This window comes from Sulfurospirillum sp. E15m, assembly GCF_059415145.1.
Window position 1 is genome coordinate 235004 of the sequence record NZ_JCAHZS010000003.1, and the last position, 17753, is coordinate 252756.

At 37.4% G+C, this 17753-nt stretch carries 13 protein-coding genes; 10 read left to right on the forward strand and 3 right to left on the reverse strand.

The window, feature by feature from the left end; translation table 11 throughout:
• The first annotated feature begins 86 nt into the window (after positions 1–86).
• The 8 genes from AC5SLP_RS06675 to AC5SLP_RS06710 all read left to right on the forward strand — a co-directional run bounded on the left by AC5SLP_RS06675 (position 87) and on the right by AC5SLP_RS06710 (position 11156).
• Positions 87–2123: a TonB-dependent receptor gene (locus tag AC5SLP_RS06675; RefSeq protein WP_495254378.1), complete on the forward strand. Its 2037-nt coding sequence runs from the start codon at positions 87–89 to the stop codon at positions 2121–2123.
• Between the two features lie 80 nt (positions 2124–2203).
• A complete protein-coding gene (locus tag AC5SLP_RS06680; RefSeq protein WP_495254379.1) occupies positions 2204–2683 on the forward strand; it encodes a hypothetical protein in 480 nt (159 codons plus the stop codon).
• Between the two features lie 60 nt (positions 2684–2743).
• The gene (locus AC5SLP_RS06685; RefSeq protein WP_495254380.1) at positions 2744–4636 is read left to right on the forward strand and encodes an AMP-dependent synthetase/ligase; all 1893 of its coding nucleotides are present in this window, start codon (positions 2744–2746) and stop codon (positions 4634–4636) included.
• Between the two features lie 87 nt (positions 4637–4723).
• Positions 4724–6118 carry an MBL fold metallo-hydrolase RNA specificity domain-containing protein gene (locus AC5SLP_RS06690; RefSeq protein WP_495254381.1) on the forward strand — a complete coding sequence of 465 codons (1395 nt, stop codon included), beginning with the start codon at positions 4724–4726 and terminating at the stop codon, positions 6116–6118.
• Positions 6119–6201: 83 nt separating this feature from the next.
• On the forward strand, positions 6202–9105 hold the full coding sequence (locus AC5SLP_RS06695; protein ID WP_495254382.1) for a response regulator: 2904 nt from the start codon (positions 6202–6204) through the stop codon (positions 9103–9105).
• The gene (locus tag AC5SLP_RS06700) at positions 9098–10117 is read left to right on the forward strand and encodes a response regulator (protein ID WP_495254383.1); all 1020 of its coding nucleotides are present in this window, start codon (positions 9098–9100) and stop codon (positions 10115–10117) included. Before AC5SLP_RS06695 ends, AC5SLP_RS06700 begins: the two co-directional genes overlap by 8 nt.
• On the forward strand, positions 10114–10800 hold the full coding sequence (locus AC5SLP_RS06705) for a substrate-binding periplasmic protein (protein WP_495254384.1): 687 nt from the start codon (positions 10114–10116) through the stop codon (positions 10798–10800). Before AC5SLP_RS06700 ends, AC5SLP_RS06705 begins: the two co-directional genes overlap by 4 nt.
• Before the next feature lie 74 nt (positions 10801–10874).
• A complete protein-coding gene (locus AC5SLP_RS06710) occupies positions 10875–11156 on the forward strand; it encodes a flagellar basal body rod C-terminal domain-containing protein (protein ID WP_495254385.1) in 282 nt (93 codons plus the stop codon).
• A 1-nt stretch (position 11157) separates the two neighbouring features.
• Here the strand turns inward: AC5SLP_RS06710 and queA are convergent, their stop codons facing one another.
• Genes queA through tatB form a run of 3 tightly spaced genes read right to left on the reverse strand, consistent with a single transcriptional unit; the run spans position 11158 to position 13373 of the window.
• Positions 11158–12177, reverse strand: coding sequence for a tRNA preQ1(34) S-adenosylmethionine ribosyltransferase-isomerase QueA (gene queA / locus AC5SLP_RS06715; protein ID WP_495254409.1), 1020 nt, complete (start codon positions 12175–12177; stop codon positions 11158–11160).
• 3 nt (positions 12178–12180) lie between these two features.
• Positions 12181–12951, reverse strand: coding sequence for a twin-arginine translocase subunit TatC (tatC, locus tag AC5SLP_RS06720; RefSeq protein ID WP_495254386.1), 771 nt, complete (start codon positions 12949–12951; stop codon positions 12181–12183).
• The gene (tatB, locus tag AC5SLP_RS06725) at positions 12951–13373 is read right to left on the reverse strand and encodes a Sec-independent protein translocase protein TatB (RefSeq protein WP_495254387.1); all 423 of its coding nucleotides are present in this window, start codon (positions 13371–13373) and stop codon (positions 12951–12953) included. Before tatB ends, tatC begins: the two co-directional genes overlap by 1 nt.
• Positions 13374–13502: 129 nt before the next feature.
• Here tatB and AC5SLP_RS06730 point away from each other — a divergent pair, with 129 nt between their 5' ends.
• Both AC5SLP_RS06730 and purL read left to right on the forward strand, forming a co-directional pair.
• Entirely contained in the window at positions 13503–15389 is a 1887-nt protein-coding gene (locus AC5SLP_RS06730; RefSeq protein ID WP_495254388.1) for a putative bifunctional diguanylate cyclase/phosphodiesterase, read from the forward strand.
• A gap of 61 nt (positions 15390–15450) precedes the next feature.
• Positions 15451–17652: a phosphoribosylformylglycinamidine synthase subunit PurL gene (gene purL / locus AC5SLP_RS06735; protein WP_495254389.1), complete on the forward strand. Its 2202-nt coding sequence runs from the start codon at positions 15451–15453 to the stop codon at positions 17650–17652.
• Positions 17653–17753 lie beyond the last annotated feature (101 nt).

Sequence of the window (17753 nt, forward strand, 5' to 3'; positions counted from 1 at the left end):
ATGATTATAAGGCAAATTAAATCAAAAAATTATCAAAATTGTCACTTTTAAGATAAAATTGTTTTCTCAAATTTTAAGGAGAATGGATGAAAAACCTCAAAGGATTTAGAGGAAAGTATTTTAGCTTGGCTGCGATACTTGCTTTAAATACGACAATTGCTTTGGCAAGTGATGTACAAAGTGTTGTGGATAATGAAAAGCAACTAGCAACGCCAAAAGAAGATGCTACCTCTGAAAGTACGGATGTAACGCAAGATGTTGTTGCGCCTGTTATGGTCGTTTCAAAAAAGATTAAGGTCAGTGAAGTTGGTGCACCATTTGCATCTGAAATCTATACGAAAAAAGAGATTGAAAAGTCTCACTCAAAAGATATCTACGAGTTTTTAAACACTCAAACCTCTATTACTACGATGCCTAACTCAGGAAATCCTTTTACTCAAGCCATTGATATGCGCGGTTATGGATTAGGCTATGGTTATCAAAATACCGTTGTGACTGTTAATGGAAGACGTCTTAATAACATTGATATGGCTCCACAACTTTTATCGTCTATTCCTCTAGATAGTGTTGAAAAAATAGAAATTATCAAAGGTAGCGGTTCCGTTGAATACGGAGACGGCGCTAATGCAGGTGCTATTAACATTATCACAAAAGATTACGATGGTGCAGTTATTAGAAGTTATATGGGAGATAATGGTCTATGGTTTGGCTCATTTGGTATTGGCATTAAAGAAGAAAAATTTAGTATTTCTGGCTACATTGATGATTATAGCCATAATGGATTTAAAGAAATTGACAGCAGTGGTGATAAAGATGAAAGCTGGAATCGCAATAAATCTATTAAAGCCACATTCACACCTATTGATGATTTAGAGCTTCATATTGGCAAAACATTTTCCAAGATGAACGTAAATTATGGCAATGCTTTAACATTAGCGCAATACAAAGACTCTGTTTATACAATTCCCGATCTGTATTGGGGGTCGAAATTTACACAACAATATATGAGTTCAGATGTTTTAGAGTATGGATTTAAATATAAAATCAATGATAAAGTTGCGATTGAAGCACAAGCTTTTGATGAAGATAAAGTTTCTAAATTTATATCGCATTATGCTACTTCGTCTATTTCAAGAAATGACTATGATTATAAAAGCTATGAAACAAAAGTAAGCTACAATGAGGGAAATCTAAAAACACTTTTAGGACTTCAAATATTTGATGGTGAGAGAGACGGAAGTACGACAACTACAACAAAAGACAATCTTGGAGTGTATGCAAAAGCGGATTATATTCTTGATAAAAATACTTTTTCACTGGGCGCTCGTAATGAAAAAGTCGAATATGAATATCATAAAGGGGCTGTCAATCTTGAGGATAAATCTTCTTTTAATGCGTATGATATTGGGTACAACTATAAAATAACATCCAAAATGTCTGTTTTTACAAATTACAATCGTTCGTATCAGTCTCCAGATATTGACAGGTTTTTCAATGCTTTTACCGATACTTTCAATGGATTTATTGACCCGATGAAGGTCGATACATTCAATGTTGGTTTTAATTATCTAAGCTATCCGCATACGTTTAAAGCAACACTTTTTTATGCGTTGATTGACAATGAAATATATTACAATGCAGCAACTTATACTAACACAAATCTTAAAGAAACTGAAAAAAGAGGAGTGGAGTTGTCAGAAAAATATCAAATTTTCTCTAATTTGTTTACTACATTGAATTATACATATGTTGATACAAATATTATTGATGATGGCTTAGGTGGACTTTACAATGGAAGAGAAATTCCTGGTGTTTCACCACATACTGTTAAAATTGCGGTAGGGTATAACCCTATTAAGCCAGTAACGTTGTTGCTTTCCCAAACGTATAAATCTCGTTCTTATGCTATAGATGATTTTGCAGGTACTTTTGGTAAAATGGAAAGCTATCACGTAACAGATGTTTCCGTCAATTATACATACAAAAATTATGAAATTTTTGCCAAAATTAATAACATTTTTGATGAAAAAAATGCAGTTTTTGCAACAGATGGTAGTACAATAGGTGTGAATCCTGTCAATTATGAACGCACGTTTTTAGTCGGCTTTAACGCGAGGTTTTAATGCACATTCATCTACGAGCATACCTATGGTATAAACTTTTAAATTCACTGTTTTTTGGGCTTACTGTAGGGAGTATATTTGTGCTCTATACGCCCCTTGAGCCTTCAGTTTTTTCATTGGGTGGAATTGTGCTTGCCATAGGTTTGCTTTTAGTAGCAAAAGGTTACGAGAAGATGATGAATCTTCTCGTATTTTACTATGTGACGTTGCTCGTTGAGGGGATTACTCTCCTTTTGATTCTTGTTTTTTTAGGGTTTCACTTTAATTATGCTACGGCTCTTTTTATCTACTGTTCGTATCAATTTACGTTTATTTTTGGTAATTACTTGGTGCGTGTAGAAACACTGGTATTAAAGCGTGCGACATTACTCTCTTTTGCAGATGTCATGAAACAAAAAGGCTATCTTGTGGGTATGGTCTTGTCCTACCTTTTCTATAAAGTTTTAGAATATGCAGGCATTGGAGAAAAACAGGTTCAAGTGTACTATTTGCATGGTGGGTTAGTGCTACTTCAAATCGTAATTATTTTATTTGTTTTAAGAGCATTCCGTTCTCGTTAAGCTTTTTTTTTAGGAGAGAAAGATTACAATAAGCCTTATTTGAATTTATAAGGATAGTGCTTGTCTCGTGCAGAAAATACCTTGTTTCATATGTTTTTACAAACCTATGACCTCTATAAAGATAAAAAAGCTTTTATCTACAAAGTAGCCGATCAAGAATTTGAGGTTACCTATGAAAAATTATTTGAAGATGTTTTAGTCCTTTCTCGCGCTTTTAAGGCGCGCAAAGTGGAAAAAGGTTCCAAAGTGATGTTCTTGTGTGACAATCGCTATGAGTGGATGGTCACCGATATGGCTTTAGTCTCCTTGGGTGCTATAAGCATTCCAAGAGGGTGTGATACACCAACCGCGGAATTAGAGTTTATTCTTTCGCATTCTGAGGCAGATTTTTTAATTGTCGAAAATGAAAGTGTTTATGCAAAACATGAACCCATGTTAAACACGCTTAAACTTAAAGCGATTTTTATTCTAGAAGCACCTAAAGTGCACTCCCTTTTGAGTAATCTTTATTCGTACAATGATATTTTAAAAGATAGAAGTATTCATCCCCATGAAATTGAACTTTTTTATGAAGGTAAAGAACAGTTAAGCGAAGACGATACTTTAACGCTCATTTATACTTCAGGAACGACGGGGACTCCTAAAGGAGTGATTTTAAGCCATAAAAATGTGATGCAAAACGTGAGAGAACTTCCGGCACTGATTGCTCTTGAAAGCAGTGATTTGTGGGTTTCTATTTTACCTTCATGGCATATTTTTGAACGAGCGGCTGAGTACCTTTCTCTCTCAAAAGGATGTTGCACCGTTTATTCAACCATTAAAACATTCGCCGCAGATTTAGAGTACTACAAACCCACGATTGTCGCAACTGTCCCAAGACTTTGGGAATCCATGTACACAAAAATCAATACAGCTTTAGAAAAAAAAGACCCTAAAAAAGCGAAATTATTTAAAAAATTGGTAGCAATTTCAGCCGCGTATAACAGGGCGGATCGTGTGCTAAAAGATGAATTGCCTTGCTTTGAAAAGCGCTCATTTCTTTTTACATGTAAAGATAAAACCATTGCCTATATTAAGCGCTTGATGCTATCGCCTCTTAACCGAATAGCCAAGAAAAAACTTGCCCTTGTTCAAGAAAAATTTGGTGGAAGATTGAGGCTTGCTGTCAGTGGTGGCGGGACATTGCCTGACTTTTTAGACACATGGATTGATGCCATCGGAATTCGCATCGTCAATGCATACGGCATGACCGAATGTGCTCCATGCATTGCTGGACGCGCACTTCATTGTAACACTTTTTCAACCTTAGGATTACCGACAAAAGATACGATTTTAAAAATAGTCAATAAGGAAGGTGAGACTGTTATTGCGGGTGAAGTGGGCGAAATCTGGGTTCAAGGCGAACAAGTGACTTCAGGTTATTATAAAAACACGGAAGAAAATGAAAAGAGTTTTAGCGAAGACGGTTTTTTTAAAACGGGTGACCTTGGAAAATTAACCATTAAGGGTGAGCTTGTGATTACAGGACGTTCTAAAGAAATCATCGTACTTGCCAATGGTGAAAATGTTGATCCAAGTCGCATTGAATCAACCATCTCCATGTTGCCGTTTATCACCGATGCTATTTTAGTCGGACATGATAAAAAAGGTCTTGGTGCGCTTATTGTTCCTGATTTTGAGAAATTAAAAGAATACGTGGCATCTCATTTTGGTAAAGTCGTGCATAATATTGAACAAGTGATGGATGATAAGCAAATTGTAGGTAAGATTAAAGGCGAGATGAATGAGCTTTTGCACCATACTAAAGGGTTTAAACCGTTTGAAACATTGCAAAACATTCATTTTCTGGATCAAGAGTTTAAAGTCGGTGAAGAATTGACCAATACGCTCAAAAAAAAGCGTCATGTTATCGAAAAGAAATACAAATCAATTATCGATAAATTTATACATTAGTTCTTTGTTGCGTAACTTCCTCCTATGAGCTGAGGTGTTACATGCAAGTCGAAAATTTATAATTACTGTTGTTAAAAAGGATCAATTATGGCACATGTTACCAGTTATGGGGCGGCCTCTATGGTTACGGGTTCTTGTCATTTGCTCGAAGTTCAATCTATTAAGATTTTAATTGATTGTGGAATGATTCAAGGAGAGCAGTGGCGCGATAATTACGAACCATTTGGTTTTGATCCTGCTTCCATTGACTATCTCATTTTAACACATGCACATGCCGATCATATCGGGCGCGTGCCAAAACTTGTCAAAGAAGGGTTTAAAGGTGAAATTATCGCCACGGAAGCAACCCTAGACATAGCTTATATTATGCTCCTTGATAGTGCGGTTTTATTGGTGGAAGAGTATGAAACGCAGTTACGAAAAGCGTTGCGTAGAGGGGAAGAGAACAGTGTACAAGAACCTCTTTATACCAAAGAGCACGTTGAGATGGTCTTTGCCCGTAAAATGCGCAAAGTGGCGTATGATGAATGCATCAAACTTGCTCCTTTCCTTTCTATGTGCTTACATGATGCAGGACACATTATGGGGAGTGCTTTTGTCCAGATAAGCTATGAAGAAGACGCCATTCAAAAAAGTGTTGTCTTTTCAGGTGATCTTGGCAGTAAAAATCGCTTACTTCTGAACCATCTTAGTGTCATTGACAGTGCTGATACGCTGTTTGTGGAATCCACATACGGTGATAGAGAACACCGTCCTTTGGAAGAGAGTATCAAAGAGTTCAAAGATGCTATTCTTCAAACGCTTGAAGGGGGCGGAAATGTGGTGATTCCTTCGTTTGCATTAGAACGTACCCAAGAGATATTGTGGTTACTGCATCAAATGCACCAAGAAGGTCTTTTACACAATTGCCATGTCTTTATGGACAGTCCTTTAGCCATTGAAGCAACGAAGATTTATCGCAAGTATCCCGCACAAATGAATCAAACAGTGGGTTTACATGTAAGCTTGGGCGATGACCCTTTTTCGTTTCCTCAGTTAGTCTTGACACAACGAAAAAAAGATTCTATTGAGATTAATGAGATACAAAAACGCGCTATTATTATTGCAGGGAGCGGAATGTGCACAGGAGGACGTGTGTTGCACCATCTCAAACAACGTATTTGGAATCCTAAAAATGCCATTATTTTTGTAGGGTTTCAAGTCAAAGGTACGTTAGGCCGAGAAATTATTGACGGTGAAAATTTTGTACGAATTTATGGTGAAGAGATCAAAGTACGTGCCAAAGTGTACACAATCAATGGCTTTTCCGCCCATGCAGATCGAAGTGATATTTTAGCCTGGATTAAACAGATCAAAAATTTGCACCATATCTACCTTATTCATGGTGAAATAGATAAACTTGAACTGTTTAAAGCCTATTTGAAAGAAAACCTTGAAAGTAAAATTCATATTGTCAAAAAAAGCGAGATGATTTATCTTTAAAAATTGACAAGAGTGATTTTAAAATGCTATAGTTTATCTCAATATCGTTAATGTGTTTCAAATTATTGTAAGAGTCTTCGCACATGATAAAATCTATGTTATATAGAGTATCGTTATTGCAATCATTGGTCGTGATGATTGTTATCTCTTTATTGCTTCCATTGCCTATCTTATTATTGACGTATGTCAATAGTACGTATAAAAATAAGCAAGATGCACTGACGGCACTCTATACTAAAAAATTCAATCTCTCATCAACTATTTTTAGCGAATCTTTGTGGAATTATTATCCTGAGTTGGGGCAAAAGATGCTCGATCAGCTTTTACTGGATAAAAATGTTCAGTTTGTTCATGTCAAAGATAATGAAGGCCAACTTTTTCTCGGATGGGACTCAAAGGATACAAGAGCAGATAACACGCTTTTCCTTCATACGATGTTGGAAAAAGATGATGTGACAATTGGCTCGCTGGAAATGGGTTTTAAGCGGGAAGATTTGTTAGAATCCATGATGCGTGATATGACACTCTTTGGTTCTATCTTAGCGCTTCAAATCATTTTCCTCATCGGCGTCATCTCTTTGGTATATTACTACAAAATTCTCAAGCCCATCAAACGTTTGGTCTCTCATTCTCAACTTTTAGCACAGCAAAAATTAGACGAGCCCTTTGAATGGGATGAAAATGATGAAATAGGCACATTAGGGCATGTTCTGAATCAAACACGTATCAAACTCAAAAATCTTTTTGATACGCTGAGAGAAGAGAACGAATCTCTTGATGAAAAAGTAAAACAGCGCACGCAAGAGCTTGAAGATGCCAGTCGCTATAAATCGGAGTTTTTAGCCAATATGAGCCATGAGATTCGCACCCCTATGAACGCCATCATGGGCATGTCGCATCTGCTAGGCAAAACGGCAATGAACACTACCCAACAAAGCTATGTTTCCAAAATAAAAGAAGCATCTTCGTTACTGCTCCGTATCATCAACGATATTTTAGATTTTTCAAAAATTGAAGCGGGTAAAATGGACGTTGAAACGATTGCCTTTGATCTGCATAAAGAGCTTAAAAAAAGTTGTTCCATCTTCTCGGTCCTTGCTAAAGAAAAAGGAGTCGATTTTCAATGTGATTTTGTTGAAACCAACCGCTTTTTTAAAGGTGATCCGTGCAAAATCATGCAAATCGTCAATAACTTTTTGAGTAATGCTATTAAATTTACGCAAGAGGGTGCTATTGTTTTAAGTGTGTATGAAGAAGTCATGGATGAAAAACATTCAAAAGTGATTTTGAGTGTTAAAGACAGTGGTATTGGTATCGCTAAAGAAAAACAATCCTTTTTATTTCAAGCATTTGGTCAAGTAGATGCATCCATTACCCGCAAACATGGCGGTACAGGCTTAGGACTTTATATTTGTAGCCAGCTAGCACATATGTTAAATGCCACGATTTTTTTTGAAAGCGAAGAGAATAGAGGAAGTCTTTTTAGCCTTAACATTGTTTTAGAAATTGCAAAAGGACTTGATCTTAAGCATGAAAATGCAGTAGAAGCGTTTGAACCTCTTCATATCTTATTGATTGAAGATCAAAAAAAAGTGAGCGATGTGTTGTGTGAATTTATTCGTTCATTTGGCTTTTTTATCACAATTGCCAAGAGTAAAGATGCTATTGAAACAATCATTCAAGAAGATGTTAAAGGATTTCATCTTCTGATCATTGATTATGAACTTTCACATAAAAAAAATGGCTTGGATTTATATACGGCACTCAAACAAAAGATTCCTGCTGACGTCTTACCGCTTGCAATGATGATTGCTACGAACGATGATGGAGAGCTCAAAGATCGTATGTACAATGCTGGCATAAAATCCTTTTTGAAAAAGCCTATTAATGCTTCCATGCTCTACGATGAGCTCGTGGCTATTTGTTCTATCAGTGCGCATGTTCCATTGTTTGATCCCTCTAAAATAGATTTATCTCAAAAACGCATTTTAGTGGTTGAAGACAATGATATCAATCTAGAAGTGGCGACGTATCTTTTAAAAGAGACTCATGCGAAAGTGGAGGTTGCTCGCAACGGACTTGAAGCTGTTGAAATCCTCCAAGAAGTAGAATACCCTTTTGATTTAATTCTTATGGATGTGCAGATGCCTTTGATGGATGGGTATGAGGCAACACGTATTATTCGCAAGGAACTCAACGTCTTAACCCCCATTGTAGCCATGACGGCTAATGTTATGATACAAGATATTGAAAAGTGTTTAGCAGCAGGTATGGATGCACATATTGGCAAACCATTTGAAGTAGAAGACTTTTATGGTACTTTGCTTGAAGCCTTACATGTCAGTGTTTCCATGTCTCCAAAACAACAAGCTATTGCACAAAAGCCATTGAAACAACGTTTTAACAAGCAAGAGGCTATTAAACGTTTAGGAGGCAATGAAGAGCTATGGCAAAAACTGTTTAGAAGCTTTTATGAAGGGTACATAGATATTCCACATCAGTTACAAACGTTTAAAGCCACCAAAGATAAAGAGGCTTTAATAACGTATGTTCATACCCAAAAAGGGTTATGTGGAACCATCGGACTTTTTGCTCTAGAAGAGGCGTTAGCACAAGCAGAATCTTTTTTAAAAGCGCATGAACGGATTGAAAATTTTGATATTAGCGCTATACTCACTGTTCATAAAGAATTTGAAAGCACTTTGCAAAAAGAGTTGAGTAAATTTGCTTCTGTGCCAATGCATGGGCGGCAACACGATGGGCTTTCTTCATCGTTGGATATCGTATCGCTCTTGCAAGCATTATACGAGGCATTGGAAATTTCCAATGTCACTAAAATTCATACACTGCTCGAGCAATTAGCATCCCATGAGTCTTTACGTGACAATCCATCGTTTAAATCTTTGGTTTTAACCTGTAAAACATTTGATTTTGAAAAGGCCTTAGAGCATTTAAAATATTTGCTAGAGGAGATGAAACATGGCTAAGATTTTGGTGATAGAAGATACACCTGAATACATTGAGATGCTCATCTCTTTACTCAGTGATTATGAAGTTTATGCTGCAAAAGAGGGTAAGAAAGGGTTGGCATTGGCTGAATCCATTCAACCTGATTTGATTTTACTGGATATCAATATGCCTTTAATGACGGGCTATGAAGTGTGCCGAAGACTGAAACAGATGCCAGAAACACGTCATATTCCAGTGATTTTTTTGACAGCAAACGAGGGGAGTGATTTTGAAGAAATCGGTTTTAATTTAGGTGCAGTCGATTATATATCAAAGCCGTTTCATTCGAGTGTTTTAAAAGCACGTGTTAAAACGCATATAGATTTATATCAACTGCAGTCTAATTTACAGCTTCAAGTCGAAAATCAAACCAAAGAAATTCTACGACTCAATCATGAAATCACCTATATTTCTGCGTCAATTGCGGAGCTTAAATCAAAAGAGACAGGACAACATCTAAGACGGGTTTCTGAATTTTGTTATCTTTTTTGTAAATTTTTAGGTAAAGATGAAGCGGAATGCGAAAAGATAAAAATGGCAGCAGTTTTACACGATATCGGTAAAGTAGGCATTAGCGATGACATTTTAAATAAGCCTTCTAAATTAGACGCAAATGAATGGGATATTATGAAAACACATTCAATGCTTGGCTACCAAATGCTTATTGACTCCGAGTTTGAGATGATGCGATTGGCCGCAATGATTGCATTGGAGCATCATGAAAGATGGGATGGAAAAGGGTATCCTTATGGAAAACAAGGAGAGGACATCTCTTTAGTGGGAAGAATTTGCGCTGTTGCGGATGTGTTTGATTCATTGCTCGATAAACGTGTTTATAAAGAGCCTTGGGAAGAAAAAGAGGTGAGAAACTATTTTGAAATGATGTCTGGAACGCAGTTTGACCCAACAATTACCGCCATTTTACTCGATAATTTTGATATGTTTATCTATACGTGGAAATCACTTCAAAAACTCAAAGAAAGCGTATGAGATATTTTATTGTAGGGTTTACTTTTTTGCTCTTGGTGCATGCAGAAGAATTTAAAGTTTATACGGAACAAAATCCTCCTTTTAATTTTATAACTAACACAGGTGTTCAAGGTACATCGACAGAGCTCGCCAAGCGATTATTTGAAAAAGCGCACCATCAGTTTGCAGACAATACTATTTCTCTAGTCCCTTGGGCAAGGGGTTACCATGAGGTTTTACATGTAAAAAATACGATGATTTATAGTATGGCGCGTACGCCTGAAAGAGAGACTCTTTTTGCGTGGGTAGGGCCTATCGGGACAATGCGCATAGGCATACTGGCAAAAAAAAGCCACCATGTTGTTTTGAGCAATCTTAAAGAGAATACCCGTTATAAAATTGGCACGATTTTAAATACGGCTGCTGAACAATTAATGCTAGAACAAGGCATGAACAGACACACTTTAGAGTATTTTACCAACATTGATTCTCAGTTAAAAAAATTGAAAGAAGATCGTCTGGATGGTGTAGCTTTTAGCATAGATGCGATGTATCAACTCTTAAGGGATATGGGCTGTGATTTGAGAGAATACGAAGTGGTGTATGTATTGCGTGAAAGTGATCTTTACTTCGCTTTTAATCAACAAACCGATCCAAAGATTATTCAAAACTTGAATGATATTCTTCCAACCTTGGTAAAATAGATAACCTAAAACCTTTAGTTTCTTTTTAAGCGAAGAAGCGTTATAGTTCGCAAAAGAGAGTAAAAGGAGCAATCATGCAAATTAATTCAACTGCTATGATGGCGATGTCCAATTGGATGAATAATAGCGCTAATAATGTTGCGAATGTGAGTACGGATAACTATAAAGCAACTCAAACAACCATTACTGACCAAAATAATGCCGTTGTTGCCAACAGTAGCCAGACACAAAATAGTACAGATTTAGCTACAGAAATAACGGATCAAACTGTTCTAAGTAAGGGGTTTGAGGCAAATACAAAGCCAATTCAAACACAAGATGAGATGCTTGGTAGCTTACTGGATATGAAAGCGTAATTTAGACAATTAACATTGTATCGCCGTAAGAGAAAAAACGATAGTTCTCTTTGACGGCTTCTTCGTACAATTTGAGTGTTTTCTCAATGCCTATAAAAGATGCCACTAACATAATTAATGTTGATTTTGGAAGATGAAAATTCGTTAAGAGATGATTGACTCTTATTGGCGTATTTTCGGGATGTAAAAAGAGATTGCATTTTCCAAAAGGCTCATGCGTTCGAGCAAAATATTCTACTGTTCGCGTAACCGTTGTTCCCACTGCTAAGATAGGCTTTTCACTCTGTATCAGTTCACAAGTTTGAGAGGGAATAGCATACATTTCTGAGTGCATTACATGATCTTTGATATGTTCGGCTTCGACAGGTTTAAACGTTCCTGCTCCCACATGAAGCGTTAAAAAATGCGTCTCGTAGCGTTGTTTTAAGTCTTCAAACATCGTTGGTGTAAAATGAAGTGAAGCAGTAGGTGCAGCAACAGCCCCTTGTTCTTTTGCAAAAACAGTTTGATAATCAACACTGTCTTCTTCGGTATCATCGCGTTTGATATACGGAGGCAATGGAATGTGCCCGATTTTATCTAAAATTGCAAATAAAATAGTGGTGCTAATAGGTTGTGATTTTTGAAAAAAAGCGACGATACGCGTACCATCTTCTTTCAGTTCTATGACCTGTGCTTCTAAATTGTCCTCAAAATATAGGTGACTGCCTATATGTACTTTTCCACGAATGTAAACGGCATAAAGGTTGTCGTGTAATGGAGTATTGAGTAAAACTTCTATTATCCCTCCGCTCTCTTTTTTACCAAAAAGACGTGCTTTAATTACTTTTGTATCATTCAAAACGACGGCAATAGAAGTGGGTAAAAAATCAAATAAGTACTTAAATGTTGTATGTGTAAGTGTGTCTGTTTGGCGATGATACACTAAAAGCCTTGCTTCATCCCGCGGTTCTACGGGATGAGTGGCTATTAGCGATTGGGGAAGATTGTAATCATAAGTTGATTTTAGAAACGGGTCGATAACTTAATCCTTTTGCTCATTCTCATCTTCATCATCGTTTTCGTCATCAGCGACTTCTTCTTCCGGTTTATACGGATTCACCATTTTAGCAACGATAATAGAGATACCATAGAGGATGGTAAGTGGTGCTGCCATTAAAAATTGTGAAAGAATATCCGGTGGTGTTAAGACTGCTGAAACCGTAAAAATAATAATAATGGCGTAACGGAAAAAATCTTTGAGTGCTTTATCATCAACCAATCCTAGCTTGGCAAAGAAAAAGATGACAACTGGAAGCTCAAAGGCGAGTCCAAAGCCGACAAGAACTTTGCTAAAGAAACCTACATATTCACCAATACTAGGAAGTGCTGTAAAAAGAGCACTACCAAAACCAATAAGAAAAGCAAATGCTAGTGGGACAACAACGTAGTAACAAAAAGATGCACCCATCAAAAACATTAAAGAAGCTGCCAGTACAAAAGGGACAACTAAACGCTTTTCATTTTCATAAAGTCCAGGAGCGACAAAAAGCCAAAATTGCCAAAAAATAACCGGTAATGAAAAGATAAAACCAGCAAAAAATGCCACTTTCATTGCAGTGAAAAAAGGTTCTTGTACACCTGTGAAAATTACATTGCTTCCATCTGGAAGGACAGCTTTTAAAGGAGCAATCATCCATGCCAAAATAGGTTGCCAGAAAGAAAAACAGACAATAAACATGACAATAACAACAGCCAAAGAGATTGCAAGGCGTTTTCTAAGTTCTGCGATATGGGGTTTTAACTCATCAAACATCAGACATTTTCCTCTTTTTTGATTTCAGGTTTATTTTCTACAGCGACAGATGGAGTTTCACTTTTCGTTACAGGTTCATCGATAGCGGTGATACTCTCTTTCACACTGCTTTCAAGTTCTCTGAGTGAATCATTAACGCCTTGGGTCGTTTTTTTGATCTCTTCTAGTTCATCAAACGTGATGACTTTGCGAGCACTGGTCGCTGCTTCATCTAGTTTCTTTTTATAGGTTAAAGCTTCATCTTTAAGTTCTTGAATTTTCATCTCTTGTTCAAACGTACTTTTTACATCATTCACACTGTTTTTAACGGTTTTAAAAAATTTAGCTGCTTTTACCATAGCATCGGGTAGCTTCTCTGGTCCTAAAAATAAGATAGCAATAATTGCAATAATGAGGATTTCTCCTAAGCCCATTCCAAACATACCATTCACCGCCTATATCAATGTAAAATAGAAGTTTGGATTTTAGCTTAATTTTCATCAAAATAGTATAAATAACGTTATTCATTTGCTGTATAATAAAAGCGAAGAACGAAATTATAGAGGTTAGACATGCAAATGACATTGAGTATCTTACGAATAGTTTTGATTTATTCACTCTTCTCAATTGCATGGATTCTCTTTTCTGATCGTATGTTAGAATCCCTCATATCTGACATTACCATGTTAGGAACTCTGCAAACCTACAAAGGGCTTTTTTTTGTGAGTGTGACGTCTTTATTGCTTTTTATCTTAATTAAAAGGCAAATGTATAAGATTGCTGCGATTGAAAAAAAAGTAACGATGCGTCAGCAGAGATTAGAATACGTGATTCAAGGTGCGAACTTAGGTTATTGGGATTGGAATTATATTACAAATGAGCATACTGTTAATGATATATGGCTCTCTTTCTTAGGTTTAACCCGCCAAGATATTGAAGAAAAAGTTATTGATTGGGAAGACCGTATTCATCCTATGGATAAAATGCTCGCTAAACGAGCTATTGAACAAACCATTAAACATAATTTGCCCTATGTTATTGAATTTCGAATGCGGCATTCCGATGGGCATTGGGTATGGATTGAAGGCTCTGGAGCTGTAGTTGAACGCGATGAGAAAACAGGTGCTCCACTACGATTAGCCGGTACACATCGTGATATTAGTGATCGAAAAAAAGCACAAGAAAAGATGCTCTTTTTTGCATTGAATGATCCTTTAACATCTCTTCCAAATCGTACCTATCTGAAACAGCATCTTGAAAAGTTATTATTGGACAATCAATCATTGGCTTTTTTATTTTTAGATTTAGACTATTTTAAAAATATCAATGATATGTACGGTCACTCTATTGGCGATGAAGTCATAAAAATAGTTGCTAAACGTTTCTCCAATTGTTTACAAGAGACTGATTTTTTAGCCCGCGTCGGTGGTGATGAATTTGTCATTGTTACATGGGGACATACTCATGTTAAAGAGTTGGCACAAGCATTGATTGATAGTCTAGAGAGTCTCATTCATATTGAAAAAGAAGCCTTTAAAATAGGGGTGAGTATTGGTATTGCCTTGGCTCCTCAAAACGGACATACGTTTGGTGATTTGTTTAAAAATGCGGATACAGCGATGTATGAAGCCAAAAGTAGTGGCAAAAATGGTTATGTTTTTTATCAAGCTTCTATGACCGAGAATATTTTGCATATGGCTACCTTAGACAATGACCTGAGACATGCTATTGAGCATGATGAATTTGTGATCTATTTTCAACCGCAAATTCACTTTTCAACGAATCATGTTATTGGATTAGAAGCATTAGTCAGATGGGAACATCCGCAAAAAGGACTTGTCCCACCGATGGAATTTATAGGAAGAGCAGAAGAGAATCGGCTCATTATTCCACTGGGTGAGCTTATTTTTGAAAAAGTATTAAAGCAACTAAAACAGTGGGGAGAGTCTTCTGTTTTTCAAGGGGTTGTTGCGATTAATATTTCAAGTGTTCAGATAGAAGAGAGCCATTTTGTAGAAAAAATTGAGGCCATTCGCCAAAAAATTGGTATAAACGCATCCAAGCTTGAATTGGAAATTACTGAAAGCTGTGTTATGAATCATCCTGTTCAAAGTGCTCATACCCTTCAAAAACTTGAGAATTTAGGCTACAAGATTTCCATTGATGATTTTGGAACAGGCTTTTCTTCATTGAGCTATTTAAAACAATTACCACTGCATAAACTTAAAATTGATCGCTCTTTCATCAAAGATTTACCGCACGATAAAGATGATCGCGCCATTTCAAAAGCCATTATCGTCTTGGCAAAAACACTTGAACTTGAAGTTTTGGCTGAAGGCGTCGAGAGTGAAGAGCAAAGAACGTTTTTGATTCAAAATGGTTGCGATAGCGCACAAGGCTATCTTTTAGGGAAGCCTATGAGTGCAAAAGCATTGGAAGTCTACTTAGGGCAAAACTAACTTTTAGCTCCTTTGGTGTAAAATAAGCCTATTTTAATTACATCACATAGGGCAACAATCCATGGAAAATTTAGACGCAGTGTTAAAAAAGCATAAATTGACAAAAGACGAATATGAAAATATTTTAAACATTTTAGGGCGTGAACCCAATATGTTAGAAATTGGTATCTTCTCATCCATGTGGAGTGAGCACTGTTCGTATAAATCCAGTAAAAAATATCTTAACGGCTTCCCAACCAAAGCACCTTGGGTCATTCAGGGTCCTGGTGAAAATGCGGGTGTTATCGATGTAGGCGATGGCATGGCAGCTGTTTTTAAAATGGAGTCTCATAACCATCCAAGTTTTATTGAACCGTATCAAGGTGCGGCAACGGGTGTGGGCGGAATTCTTCGAGATGTCTTTACCATGGGTGCACGCCCTGTGGCAAATATGAATTCACTTCGTTTTGGTAATATCACAAATAATGACGATATTTCACGCCATCAGCGCTATCTTGTACGCGGTGTGGTCGCAGGTATCGGCGGATATGGCAACTGTATGGGGGTTCCAACCATCGGCGGTGAGACCTTTTTTGATGAGAGTTACAATGGCAATATCTTGGTCAATGCTTTTACCCTCGGTCTGGCTAAAAGTGATGAGATTTTTTACGGACGTGCGGAGGGCATCGGCAATCCTGTTGTTTATGTCGGTTCTAAAACAGGACGTGATGGACTAGGAGGTGCAGTTATGGCAAGCGATAGCTTTACAGAAGCCAATAAAAGCCTTCGTCCAACCGTGCAAGTGGGTGACCCATTCGCTGAAAAACTGTTACTTGAAGCGTGTTTAGAACTCTTTAAAACAGACTACATCGTGGGTATTCAAGATATGGGTGCCGCGGGTCTGACCTCAAGCTCATTTGAAATGGCAGGACGTAGCGGTAGCGGTATGATTATGCATTTGGATAAAGTACCCGCACGTGAAGAAGGAATGCAACCGTTTGAATTTATGCTCTCAGAATCTCAAGAGCGTATGCTCATTTGTGCAAAAAAAGGGTATGAAGATAAAGTGGTTGAAATTTTTAGAAAATGGGATTTGAACGCTGAAATTATCGGTGAAGTGACCGCAACAGGACATATGGAACTCTTCTGGCATGGCGAGAAAGTAGCTGATATGCCCGTTCAGCCTGTGAGCGAGCAAGCACCGATTTATGATAGACCGGTGAGAGAGCCTGCATACCTTGCAAGCATTAAAGATACAACCATTGATGATTTTGCGAATGTCGATAATCAAAAAGCCTTTGATACGCTTCTTAATTCTGTTGAAGTCAGTGATAAGACATGGATTTTTAACCAATACGATTCAACGGTTCAAACCAATACCGTTAAAGCGCCAGGCAGTTTGGATGCCAGTGTGATTCGTATCAAAGAAAACGGCAAAGCCCTTGCGATGAGCAGTGACTGTAACCCTCGTTATAACTACATCGACCCTAAAATGGGCGCAGCTGCTGCAGTAGCTGAGAGTGGAAGAAATGTGGCGATGAGTGGCGCACGACCTCTTGCCATTACCGATTGTTTGAACTATGGAAACCCTGAAAACCCAGAAGTCATGTGGCAATTTGCACAGGGGTGTTATGGCATCAAAGAAGCGTGTGCGAAGCTGAACACACCGGTTGTCAGTGGTAACGTTTCCCTTTACAACGAAACCAATGGTATTGGCGTTTTCCCAACACCTGCGATTGTCATGGTAGGATTGAATGATGATGCCAACAAAACGCTTCCTTCGAGTTTTCAAAAAGAGGGTGCGAGTTTATACCTTGTTGGAGATTTAAAAAGTGACTTTGGCGGCAGTTTATACATGAAAGAGCTTTTCGGTAAAGTTGAAGGTACGTTAGCGCCATTAGATTATGACCAAGAGTTAAGACTCTGGAATTTAGTCATCGAGGCAAATAAAAAAGGCATTTTAAATGCGGCAAAAGACGTTAATGTGGGTGGTGTTGCTATCGCTCTTGCCAAAATGGCGGCAAAAAGCTCCAAAGGAGCTACATGTAATATTGCAGTTTATGATGAACGCGATATCTTCTCTGAAAGTTTTTCATGTGCCGTTGTTGAAGTCAATGATGAAAAATCGTTTGAGGGTATGGCAAATGAAATAGGCATTAATGCCGTTAAAATTGGAAAAGTGGGTGGGACGAATTTTACATGTAATAATGTGTCAAAATCTGTCGAAGCAATCAAAGAGCGCTATTTTAATCGTTTTATTGAAGTGGTAGAGCAAGATATCTAAAAACATCAAGAGGTGTGAAAACACCTCTTCCTCTTTTTATTCCAATCGTTTATCTCTCTAAGAATTTAGATATTCATTTCACGGTATCAATAATACATGGT